At 69.1% G+C, this 11,763-nt stretch carries 10 protein-coding genes; 7 read left to right on the top strand and 3 right to left on the bottom strand.

Annotated elements, in window-relative coordinates; all coding sequences use genetic code 11:
- The 4 genes from LJ657_RS38760 to LJ657_RS38745 all read left to right on the top strand — a co-directional run.
- The coding region (locus LJ657_RS38760) for a vitamin B12 dependent-methionine synthase activation domain-containing protein (RefSeq protein ID WP_308117117.1) at positions 1-1,201 on the top strand (1,201 nt) is incomplete at its 5' end.
- Positions 1,202-1,397: 196 nt separating this feature from the next.
- Positions 1,398-2,093, top strand: a complete 696-nt coding sequence (locus LJ657_RS38755) for an HAD family hydrolase (protein ID WP_232654304.1) — start codon at positions 1,398-1,400, stop codon at positions 2,091-2,093.
- Between the two features lie 463 nt (positions 2,094-2,556).
- Positions 2,557-4,161 (top strand): ABC transporter substrate-binding protein, encoded by a 1,605-nt coding sequence (locus tag LJ657_RS38750; RefSeq protein WP_232654301.1) that lies wholly within the window; start codon positions 2,557-2,559, stop codon positions 4,159-4,161.
- Positions 4,162-4,229: 68 nt separating this feature from the next.
- Entirely contained in the window at positions 4,230-5,810 is a 1,581-nt protein-coding gene (locus LJ657_RS38745; RefSeq protein WP_232654299.1) for an ABC transporter substrate-binding protein, read from the top strand.
- 84 nt (positions 5,811-5,894) lie between these two features.
- Here LJ657_RS38745 and LJ657_RS38740 read toward each other — a convergent pair whose 3' ends face one another.
- Both LJ657_RS38740 and LJ657_RS38735 read right to left on the bottom strand, forming a co-directional pair.
- Positions 5,895-6,566: a response regulator gene (locus LJ657_RS38740; RefSeq protein ID WP_099927643.1), complete on the bottom strand. Its 672-nt coding sequence runs from the start codon at positions 6,564-6,566 to the stop codon at positions 5,895-5,897.
- A gap of 278 nt (positions 6,567-6,844) precedes the next feature.
- Positions 6,845-7,819: a RecB family exonuclease gene (locus LJ657_RS38735; protein ID WP_232654297.1), complete on the bottom strand. Its 975-nt coding sequence runs from the start codon at positions 7,817-7,819 to the stop codon at positions 6,845-6,847.
- A 174-nt stretch (positions 7,820-7,993) separates the two neighbouring features.
- On the opposite strand from LJ657_RS38735, the gene LJ657_RS38730 reads away from it, so the two are divergent.
- The 3 genes from LJ657_RS38730 (at position 7,994) to LJ657_RS38720 (ending at position 11,207) form a co-directional block, all read left to right on the top strand.
- Positions 7,994-9,466 (top strand): site-2 protease family protein, encoded by a 1,473-nt coding sequence (locus tag LJ657_RS38730; RefSeq protein ID WP_232654295.1) that lies wholly within the window; start codon positions 7,994-7,996, stop codon positions 9,464-9,466.
- Between the two features lie 38 nt (positions 9,467-9,504).
- Positions 9,505-10,404 carry a tRNA (adenine-N1)-methyltransferase gene (locus LJ657_RS38725; protein WP_232654293.1) on the top strand — a complete coding sequence of 300 codons (900 nt, stop codon included), beginning with the start codon at positions 9,505-9,507 and terminating at the stop codon, positions 10,402-10,404.
- A gap of 227 nt (positions 10,405-10,631) precedes the next feature.
- Positions 10,632-11,207: a hypothetical protein gene (locus tag LJ657_RS38720; protein ID WP_232654291.1), complete on the top strand. Its 576-nt coding sequence runs from the start codon at positions 10,632-10,634 to the stop codon at positions 11,205-11,207.
- 57 nt (positions 11,208-11,264) lie between these two features.
- Here the strand turns inward: LJ657_RS38720 and LJ657_RS38715 are convergent, their stop codons facing one another.
- Positions 11,265-11,570, bottom strand: coding sequence for a ferredoxin (locus LJ657_RS38715; protein ID WP_232654288.1), 306 nt, complete (start codon positions 11,568-11,570; stop codon positions 11,265-11,267).
- Positions 11,571-11,763 lie beyond the last annotated feature (193 nt).

The following is an 11,763-nucleotide window of genomic DNA, read 5'->3' as shown; positions in this document are numbered from 1 at the left end:
GCAGCCGGTCTCCGCGATCCTGGAGGCCGCCGCCGAGCACCGCGCCGACGTCATCGGCATGTCCGGGCTCCTGGTCAAGTCCACCGTGATCATGAAGGAGAACCTGGAGGAGCTCAACCAGCGAGGCCTCGCGGCCGACTTCCCGGTCATCCTGGGCGGCGCCGCCCTCACCCGCGCCTACGTGGAGCAGGACCTGCACGAGATCTACCAGGGCGAGGTCCGCTACGCCCGCGACGCGTTCGAGGGCCTGCGCCTGATGGACGCGCTGATCGGCGTCAAGCGCGGTGTGCCCGGCGCGACACTGCCGGAGCTCAAGCAGCGCCGGGTCAGGGCGGCGGCCCCCGTCGAGGTGGAGGAGCGCCCGGAGGAGGGCCACGTCCGCTCGGACGTCGCCGTCGACAACCCGATCCCCACCCCGCCGTTCTGGGGCACCCGCGTCATCAAGGGCATCCAGCTCAAGGAGTACGCGAGCTGGCTGGACGAGGGCGCGCTGTTCAAGGGCCAGTGGGGCCTGAAGCAGGCCCGTACCGGTGAGGGACCGACGTACGAGGAGCTCGTCGAGACCGACGGCCGCCCCCGGCTTCGCGGCCTGCTGGACCGGCTCCAGACCGACAACCTGCTGGAAGCGGCCGTGGTCTACGGCTACTTCCCGTGCGTCTCCAAGGACGACGACCTGATCATCCTGGACGATCAGGGCAACGAGCGCACCCGCTTCACCTTCCCGCGCCAGCGCCGCGGCCGTCGGCTGTGCCTCGCGGACTTCTTCCGGCCGGAGGAGGCGGGGGAGACCGACGTCGTCGGCCTGCAGGTCGTCACCGTCGGCTCGCGGATCGGCGAGGAGACGGCCCGCATGTTCGAGGCCAACGCCTACCGTGACTACCTCGAACTGCACGGTCTGTCCGTCCAGTTGGCCGAGGCGCTCGCCGAGTACTGGCATGCGCGCGTCCGGTCCGAGCTGGGCTTCGCCGGAGAGGACCCCAGCCAGATGGAGGACATGTTCGCCCTGAAGTACCGGGGCGCCCGCTTCTCCCTGGGCTACGGTGCCTGCCCCGACCTGGAGGACCGCGCCAAGATCGCCGACCTGCTCCAGCCGGAGCGCATCGGCGTCCACCTCTCCGAGGAGTTCCAGCTGCACCCGGAGCAGTCCACCGACGCGATCGTGATCCACCACCCCGAGGCGAAGTACTTCAACGCGCGCTGAGAGGACACTTGGAGAAGCCCTGCGAGGGCACATCGGCGCACGTCAGCGCGGCCCCCGGCGGTATTCACGGTGTGCCCCGGACCACGCCGGATAAACGAGGCGCTTCCGCCGCGACAGACGTACACTGGTCGGTCCACTGCAGGCCGGTTCCCCGCGCGGGAACCGGCCTGCTCGCCCCTCAAGGAGGTGCGCCAGGATGACCAGTACGGTCCCCGCGCTCGGAACCCGTACGGCCGAAGGCTCAGCCCTTCAGGCCGTGCTCCTCGACATGGACGGAACCCTCGTGGACACCGAGGGGTTCTGGTGGGACGTCGAGGTCGAGATCTTCGCCGGCCTCGGTCACACCCTCGACGACACCTGGCGCCATGTCGTGGTCGGCGGCCCCATGACCCGCAGCGCGGGGTTCCTGATCGAGGCCACCGGCGCCGACATCACCCTCGCCGAACTCACGGTGCTGCTCAACCAGGGCTTCGAGGACCGCATCGATCGCGCCCTGCCGCTGATGCCGGGCGCCGCCAGGCTGCTCGCCGAGCTCTCCGAGTACGAGATCCCCACCGCCCTGGTCTCTGCCTCCCACCGGCGCATCATCGACCGCGTGCTCACCTCGCTCGGCCCCCAGCACTTCGCCCTGTCGGTGGCCGGCGACGAGGTGCCGCGCACCAAGCCGCACCCCGACCCTTACCTCACCGCCGCCGCGGGACTCGGCGTGGATCCGGCCAGATGCGCCGTCGTCGAGGACACCGCGACCGGAGTCGCGTCGGCCGAGGCCGCGGGGTGCCATGTGGTCGTGGTGCCGTCCGTCGCCTCCATCGCCCCCGCAGCGCGGCGTACCGTCGTCACCTCCCTGGAAGACGTCGACCTGGCATTTCTGCGCGGATTGATCACGCTCTGATCGCCGCCTGATCGCCACTCGATGACGGAAATGCGCTGACCGTTCACCGAGCGTGCAGCGCCGATAGGACATGAATTCCCGGGGCTGGTGTGCGATGGAATTCGAAGCACGGTGGATGGCTGAATTCCGGGAGGGATCCCCGCCCTTGGGAATGTGAGGTTCCCCACTCAAGCGGCCCTCGACAGGTCCTGGAGGCTGTGCTCTTCGCCCCTTTTCGGGGGGCGAGGACGTGCCCTTGTGTCCCGATTGATGGAACGCTGCACGAATCCTTCCCCTGTCGGGTTTTCGGTCTGTCCGCAGCCGGTTTCGCTGCGTGATGGCGGCTCAACTCCGGTGCCTGCGAACCGCCGTGCTGGTGCGGACTAATCTCGTTGCGAGAACCATCGCCTCTACCCCCGTGATCCGCCGCGACACCCCTGCATGCCGGATACACGGACCTGAACAGCTCTGGAGAAACACGAGCATGAACCGCAAGACTTTGGTGCTGCCGGCCGTGGTCGGCCTGCTCGCACCCGTGCTCGCCGCCTGTGGGGGCTCCGACAGCAGCGGCAGTGGTGGGGACGGGATCGCCGTCGGCACCACGGACCGGTTCACCGCCACGAAGGACGCACCGGCGCCGCTCGATCCGGCGTACGCGTACGACGTCGGCACCTGGAACATCCTGCGCCAGACCGTGCAGACCCTCATGATCCAGCCGAAGGGCGAGGGCGACCCCGTGCCCGAGGCCGCGCAGAGCTGCGGCTTCACCGACTCGGGCAACGAACGCTACGCCTGCACGCTGCGCGACGGCCTGAAGTTCTCCAACGGAGACAAGATCACCGCGGCCGATGTGAAGTACTCCATCGACCGAGCCCGCGCCATCAAGGCCGACTCCGGCGTCTCCGCCCTGCTGAACACCATCGACACCGTCGAGACACAGGGCGCCAACGAGGTCATCTTCCACCTGAAGACCGCGGACGCCACCTTCCCGTACAAGCTGTCGACTCCGGTCGCGGGCATCGTCAACCCCGCCGACTACGAGAAGAACAAGCTGCGCGACGGCTTCGACGTCGACGGTTCCGGTCCGTACACCCTCTCGGCCGACGTCAAGAACGACGAGATCGTCAAGGCCACGTTCACCAAGAACCCCAACTACAAGGGGACGCTGAAGGTGAACAACTCCAAGGTCGACATGATCTCCTACGCGGACGCCGACGCGATGGGCAAGGCCCTCGACAAGGGCGACATCGACGTGATGACCCGCACCATGGCGCCGGAGCAGATCCAGAAGCTGTCCGCCGCCACGGACACCAACGAGGATCTGGTCGAGATGTCGGGTCTGGAGATCCGCTACCTCGCCTTCAACACCAACGCGCCGACCGTGAAGAACAAGGCCGTCCGCCAGGCGATGGCGCAGCTGATCAACCGCGGTGAGATCGTCGCCAAGGTGTACGGCACCCAGGCCGAGCCGCTCTACTCGCTGGTCCCGGCGAGCATCACCGGCCACTCCAACTCGTTCTTCAACAAGTACGGCGACCCGAGCACCGCCAAGGCCAAGGCCCTGCTGACCGCTGCCAACATCACCACGCCGGTCAAGCTGACGCTGCACTACACGACCGACCACTACGGCTCGGGCACCAAGAAGGAGTTCGAGGTCCTTCAGAAGCAGCTCAACGACAGCGGGCTGTTCAACGTCGACATCCAGGGCTCCCCCTGGACGACCTTCGTCCCGGCCGAACGCAAGGGCAAGTACGACGTCTGGGGCATGGGCTGGTTCCCGGACTTCCCGGACGCCGACAACTACCTCGCGCCCTTCCTCGACACGGACAACTTCCTCAAGTTGCCCTACCGCAACAGCAAGATCATCAACACGCTGATCCCGGCGTCCCGCCGTGAGGCCGACCGCATCGCGGCCTCCTCCAACCTGACCGCGATCCAGGACATCGTCGCCGACGACGTGCCGATCCTGCCGCTGTGGCAGGGCAAGCAGTACGTCGCAGCCCGCGGCGACGTCACGGGGACCGCGTACGCGCTCAACTCCTCCTCGACTCTTCAGCTCTGGGAGCTCGGCCGTGGCGTGAGCGGCTGATCTCTCTTGTGCCCGGGGCCCGGGGAGTGTGGCCCCGGGGTCCCGAACCCGACGAGAAGGCACAAGCAGTGAACATGCGTAACCAGTGGCCAGTCCTGCCCGTAGTGGCGGGGCTGGCCTCCGGCCTTTTGACCGGCTGCGGAACGAGCGGATCGGACTCCGGGGGGACCGGCTCGTCCATCGTCATGGGAATGTCGGACGACGTCCTGGCCACCGACCCGGCCTCCGGTTATGACCCGGGTTCCTGGCTGTTGTTCAACAACGTCTTCCAGTCGCTGCTCAGCTTCCCCGACGGAGGCACGGAGCCAGAGCCCGAGGCGGCCAAGTCGTGCGTCTTCACCGACGCGACCACCAAGGTCTACCGGTGCACGCTCAAGGACGGCCTCAAGTTCAGCAACGGTGACCCGCTCACCTCCGAGGACGTCAAGTTCTCCTTCGACCGCATGCTCAAGATCAATGATGCCGCCGGTCCGGCCATCATGTTCCCCATGCTGGACAAGGTCGAGGCGCCGGACGCCAAAACCGTCGTCTTCCGGCTGAAGGTGCCCGACGCCACCTTCCCGAGCAAGATCGCCTCCGGTGCCGGCTCCATCGTCGACCACACCCAGTACGACGCGACCGGGCTGCGCAAGGACGGCAAAGCGGTCGGCTCCGGCCCGTACACGCTGGACTCGTTCGGCGACGACAAGGCCGTCTTCTCGGTCAACGACAAGTACAAGGGCAACGCGAAGGTGAAGAACTCCGGCCTCACGCTGAAGTTCTTCCACGGCGACCCGTCCGCCCTGAAGAAGGCGCTGCTCGACAACAAGATCGACATCGCCTACCGGGGCCTCAGCGCGGGCGACATCGCCGACATCCAGAACGCCGACAACAACTCCAAGGCCGAGGTGGTCGAGGGCAGCAGCGCCGAGGTCCAGCACCTGGTCTTCAACATGAAGGACCCCGTCGCCGGAAAGCTCGGCGTGCGCAAGGCCATCGCCTACCTGCTCGACCGCGACGCCCTCATCAAGGACGTCTACCAGGACACGGCCACCCCGCTCTACTCGATCATCCCGGCGGGCATCGCCGGCCACAACACGGCCTTCTTCGACACGTACGGCGCCAGCCCCTCACCAGCCAAGGCCGCCGCCGCCCTGAAGAACGAGGGCATCACCGGCAAGGTCAAGCTGACCCTCTGGTCCACCCCCTCGCGCTACGGCCCGGCAACCGACCAGGAGCTCAAGGCGATCGCCAAGCAGCTCAACGCCAGCGGACTGTTCGACGCCGACGTGAAGTCGGTCGCCTTCGGCCAGTACGAGAAGGACATCGCCAAGGGCAGGTACGGCGTGTACGTGAAGGGCTGGGTGCCCGACTACCCGGACGCCGACAACTTCACGGCCCCCTTCTTCGGCCGGGGCAACGTGCTGAGCAACAACTACAGCAACAGCACGATCACCGGCACCCTCATCCCGCGCACCGCCGCCGAGAGCGACCGCGCCGCGACCGACAACGACTACGGCAGGCTGCAGGACATCGTCGCCGACCAACTGCCCGTCCTCCCGGTCTGGCAGGCCAAGCAGTACGCGGTCACCCGCGAGAACGTCTACGGCCTCGAGTACTGCCTCGACGCCTCGACGGTCTTCCGCTTCTGGGAACTCAGCAAGGACTGAGCGGTACATATCGGCACCTTGATGCGGCACGGGGCGCTGCTTCCTCTTCCGGAGGAAGCAGCGCCCCGTGCTCTGCACAGCCCGCTACTGCGCGCCGGGACGCACCAGCCCGCTCTCGTACGCGTACACCGCGGCCTGCACCCGGTCGCGCAGCCCCAACTTCGTCAGCACATGGCCCACGTGCGTCTTGACGGTGGTCTCGCTGACGAACAGATCGGCGGCGATCTCGGCGTTGGACAGCCCGCGCGCCACCAGCTTCAGCACCTCCACCTCGCGCTCGGTGAGCGTGTGCAGCGTGTCCGGCACGGGCTCGTCCCCGGAGGGCAGATGGGTGGCGTACTTGTCGAGCAGCCGCCGGGTGATGCTCGGCGCCAGCATGGCCTCACCGCCGGCCACCACCCGGATCGCCTGCACCAGCTCGTTGGCCGGCGCGTCCTTCAGCAGGAAGCCGCTGGCACCGGCCCGCAAGGCCTCCACCACATACTCGTCGAGGTCGAAGGTGGTCAGCACCAGCACCTTCGCCGGACCGTCCCGTCCGGGCCCGGTGATCTGCCGAGTCGCCTCCACCCCGTCCATACGAGGCATACGGATGTCCATCAGGACCACGTCGGGCTGCAGCGCCCGCACCTGGTCGAGAGCCTGGAGGCCGTCTCCGGCCTCGCCGACGACCGCGATGTCCTGCTCGGCCTCCAGGATCATCCGGAAGCCGGTACGCAGCAGCGGCTGGTCGTCGACCAGTAGGACGCGGATGGCCACGTAAGTCTCCTTCGCTAGTCCGGCCCCATTCTGCCCTGCGAGACGTCCGAGGACTCGGCCGCCCTCCGAGCCGGCGAACAAACTCCGCTGCACGGCGGCGCCCCACGCACACGGCCGCCTCGATCGGCGCGGCCGAGCAGACCGACGCGCACGGCGAGGGCGAGGCCGAGCGGTCGGCGCCGCGACGCGCTGAGGAGCCCTCGTCGCGGCCCGCCCACGCTGCCGGACGGGCCGCCCCGCCGCCCCGCCGGTCCCCACCCTTCGGGCGACCCTCGGGGTTACCCGCCCGCTCTGACCGGCAGCGGATACGGCGGCGGAGTACCACCGAATTCCGGGCAGTGCTCCTGGTGGTCGCACCAGCCGCACAGCTTGGTGGGGCGCGGGCGCCAGTCGCCCGACTCCGTGGCCTGCCGGATCGCCTCCCAGAGTGCGAGCAGCTTGCGCTCGACACGCTCCAGGTCGGCAAGCACGGGGTCGTAGGTCAACACGTCCCCGCTGCCGAGATACACGAGCTGCAGCCGCCTCGGCACCACGTTCTTCAGACGCCACACCACCAGGGCGTAGAACTTCATCTGGAACAGCGCGCCCTCGGCGTACTCCGGACGCGGCGCCTTGCCCGTCTTGTAGTCGACGATCCGCACCTCGCCGGTGGGCGCCACGTCCACCCGGTCGATGATCCCGCGCAGCATCAGCCCCGAGTCCAGCTCGGCCTGTACGAACAGCTCCCGCTCGGCCGGCTCCAGCCGGGTCGGATCCTCCAGCGTGAACCAGCGCTCGACCAGCTGTTCCGCCTCGCCCAGCCAGCGCGCCAGCCGCTCGCCCTCCGGATCGTCCTCGAACAGCTCCACCACTTCCGGCCGGGTCTCCCGCAACCGGTCCCACTGCCCGGGGATCAGGGACTTGGCGCGCGGCGCGGTCCGCTCCGCGGCCGGCGCGTCGAAAAGCCGCTCCAGCACCGCATGCACCAGCGTGCCCCGGGTCGCCGCCTCGCTCGGCTTCTCGGGCAGCCGGTCGATGACACGGAACCGGTAGAGCAGCGGGCACTGCATGAAATCACTGGCCCGCGAGGGCGACAGAGTGGCGGGCGCTATGGCGACGCGCTCGGTCGTGCCGCCCGCGTCGACCGCCGGCGCCGCTGCCGCCGGTTCCACCGTCACCGGCACATCCGCCGACGCCGGACCGGTGCCGGGCGCCTCCGCCCGCACCGTATCGCTGCTGGGGGCCTCCGCCGCGCCCTCCGTGCTCGTCTCCATGCTCCAGACCTTACGGCCCGCCACTGACAGTGACCCGGCCCCGGCCGTGACAGCTGCGACGCCTGGGGAAAGACAGGGGGTGCCGGGGCGGAACCCGTGGCGACGGCCGCATACCATCGACCCGAGACCCTTCCGCCCGGCAGGCGCGGAAGACGCTTCGAACGAGGGGACATCGTGGACGAGAGCGGCGGGAGCGGGCAGCCGCGATCCGGCACCGACGAGCCGGCCGACCACCACGCAGGGTCTGAGGCCCCGGCGGCGCCCTCACCCACCCCGGCCGACGAACAGCCCGCGAAGGCCGCCGAGGAGAACCCCGCGCCGGACAACGGCACGGACACTCCGACCTCCGGCGAGCACGAAGGCAAACCCACCGGAGACCACGCGGCAGCCCCGGACACGAGCCCCGCGGACAGCCCCGCAGCGAAGAACCCGGCGGACGACCGCACCTTCGCCCACTCCGGCACCGCCAAGAACCGTCCGCCCAAGCGCCCCCGCGAGCCCGGCGGCGGCCTGCTCATGGGCCGCCCCTTCGGCGTGCCCGTGTACGTGGCGCCCAGCTGGTTCCTCGTCGCCGCCCTGATCACCTGGGTGTTCGGCGGTCAACTCGACCGCGTCCTGCCCGACCTCGGCGCCGCCCGCTACCTCGTCGCCCTCTTCTTCGCGGTCGCCTTCTACGCCTCCGTTCTCGTCCACGAACTGGCCCACACGGTCGCGGCACTGCGCTTCAAGCTCCCCGTCCGCCGCATCCAGCTCCAGTTCTTCGGAGGCGTCTCCGAGATCGAGAAAGAAGCCGAGACACCGGGCCGCGAGTTCGTCCTGGCCTTCGTCGGCCCCCTGCTCTCCCTCGTCCTCGCGGGCCTCTTCTACGTCGCCATGCAGCCCGTGGAGCCCGGCACCGTCCCCGGCGTCCTGCTGGCCGGCCTGATGATCTCCAACCTCATCGTGGCCGCCTTCAACCTCCTGCCCGGCCTGCCCCTCGACGGCGGCCGCATGCTCCGCGCCGTCGTCTGGAAGATCACCGGCAAACCCATGAGCGGCACCATCGCCGCCGCCTGGGTCGGCCGCGCCCTCGCCGTCTCCGTCCTCATCGGCCTCCCCCTGCTCACCCAGTCCGGCGCCCTCGGCACCACCGCCGAGGACAGCGTCGGCATGGACACCGTCACCGACGCCCTGCTCGCCGCGATCCTCGCCGCCATCATCTGGACCGGCGCCGGCAACAGCCTCCGCATGGCCCGCCTCAGGGAACACCTGCCGGAACTGCGCGCCCGCAACCTCACCCGCCGCGCCGTCCCCGTCGAGACCGACACCCCCCTGTCCGAGGCGCTGCGCCGCGCCAACGCCGCAGGCGCCCGCGCCCTCGTCGTCGTCGACCCCGAAGGCAACCCCCTCTCCCTGGTCCGCGAGGCCGCCATCGTCGGCGTACCCGAACACCGCCGCCCCTGGGTGGCCGTCAGCGGCCTCGCCCAGGACCTCACCGACGGCATGCGCGTCTCCGCGGAACTCGCGGGCGAAGACCTCCTCGACGTCCTGCGCGCCACCCCCGCCACCGAATACCTGGTGGTCGAGGAGACCGGCGAGATCTACGGCGTCCTGTCCGCCGCCGACGTCGAGCGCGCCTTCGTGAAGGCCATGGCCAGACCCTCCTAGTGGTCGGCGGCCCCGCCAAACCCCGGTAGTCTGTTCACATGTCCGAACCGACCGGTGCCGCCCGCAGGCGCGGGCCCTTCAAGGTCGGGGACCAGGTTCAGCTGACCGACCCCAAGGGCCGCCACTACACGTTCACGCTCGAGGCCGGGAAGAACTTCCACACCCACAAGGGTTCCTTCCCGCACGACGAACTGATCGGCGCTCCCGAGGGCAGCGTTGTCCGCACCACCGGGAACGTCGCCTACCTCGCGCTGCGCCCCCTGCTCCCCGACTACGTCCTGTCCATGCCCCGTGGGGCAGCCGTCGTCTACCCCAAGGACGCCGGGCAGATCCTCGCCTTCGCCGACATCTTCCCCGGCGCCCGCGTCGTCGAGGCCGGCGTCGGCTCCGGCTCGCTCAGCAGCTTCCTGCTGCGCGCCATCGGCGACCAGGGCATGCTGCACAGCTACGAGCGCCGCGAGGACTTCGCCGAGATCGCCCAGCAGAACGTCGAGCGCTACTTCGGCGGCCCCCACCCCGCCTGGCAGCTCACCGTCGGCGACCTCCAGGACAACCTCTCCGACACCGACGTCGACCGCGTCATCCTCGACATGCTCGCCCCCTGGGAATGCCTGGAGGCCGTCTCCAAGGCCCTCGTCCCCGGCGGCATCCTCTGCTGCTACGTCGCCACCACCACCCAGCTCGCCCGGACCGTCGAGTCCATCCGCGAGATCGGCTCCTTCAACGAGCCGACCTCCTGGGAGACGATGATCCGCAACTGGCATGTGGAGGGCCTCGCCGTCCGCCCCGACCACCGCATGATCGGCCACACCGGCTTCCTGCTCACCGCCCGCCGCCTCGCCGACGGTGTCGAGCCCCCCATGCGCCGCCGCCGCCCCGCCAAGGGTGCCTACGGCGACGACTACGCCGGCCCCAACGCCGACGGAGGCGGCCGCTGACGCGGCCGCACACCGCACCCAACGAACGGGCGCTGCCGCCGAGTTCCCGGACATCATCCGCAACTCGACCGCAGCGCCCTTCTGTTGACAACACGCCACAAACCGAACAAACCCGGCACTGCCCATTCGAGGAACCGAACACCCCGCCGTTCCCCCGCACTGTGACGTGTGGCACGATGCAGCCACCCCCACCCCCACCGGCACAGCCCTCACAGGAGACGCTCCTAGTGCAGCAATCCGCCGTCCCGGAACTGGCACACACGCACACCCGCCCGATCCACTGGGTCGCCACCGCCGCGGCCGTCTCAGGCGTCATGGCCCTCTCCTCGCTCCTGCAGCCCAACTCCGCGACAGCAGCACAGACGGCCGGCCCCCAGGCCAGGACCACCCGCACGGCGACCGCGCCCAGCACCACGGGAGTCGACTTCCCCCTCACCTGCGGCCCGGTGAAAGCAGTCGTACAGAAGAAGGCCACCGGAGACCTCGACGGCGACGGAAACCCCGAAACCGTGGCCGTGGTGCACTGCGACGCCCCCATGGGCACCCCGCCCGACGGCGTCTACGTCATCACCCGCGCCGGCGGCAGCAACAAACCCCGCGTGGTGGCCACCCTGCTCGACCCCAAGACCGGCGACACCGTCAGTGACTTCGCCATACGCGACGGAGCCGTCGTCGCCACACTCCTCGGCTACTCGACCAACGACATCCCCCGCTGCTGCCCCGACGTCACCGACAGCGCGAAGTGGCAGTGGAAGAACGGCGCGTTCACGCGCTCGACACCTGCCGGAGCACACAGCGTCTGAGCCGCGCAACCCCGCGTGTGAGATATCAGACAGCAGTAACAGGCAGTACTCGACAGGTCACTGCGCGTCCGGACCGTAGACCTCGACCCTGTCCGAAACCCGACGCACATGAATGCACTCGCCCGGACACTCCTTCGCCGAATCCACCACATCCGCCAGAAGCGGCAGCGGCACGGGCGTTGTGGCACCACTGGCCTGCAACAGCTCCTCGTCCGAGCCCTTCACATACGCCAGCCCGTCGATGTCCAGCTCGAACACCTCCGGCGCGTACTGGGCGCAGATCCCGTCGCCGGTACACAGGTCCTGGTCGATCCAGACCTCCAGCGCCTCGCCGCCGACCGCGGCCTCCTGCTGCACGCTCATGTCTCCTGCCGTAGAGAAGCCGAGCCGAACCGGGAATCCGGCCAGCTCTGACGGGTGTTGAACACTTCGACCCTACCTCCGGCGGCTTCCCAATCATGTTCGGTGGGTATTCCCCTGGCGTGAGGGAGAGCGCAAGGGTGAAGATCGGACACACCCCGACAGTCTTTGTGATCTAGGGGTTTCAATCGACACC

Source organism: Streptomyces guryensis (assembly GCF_021261325.1).
Taxonomy (GTDB): domain Bacteria; phylum Actinomycetota; class Actinomycetes; order Streptomycetales; family Streptomycetaceae; genus Streptomyces; species Streptomyces guryensis.
This window is presented reverse-complemented; position numbering and strand designations above follow the sequence as displayed.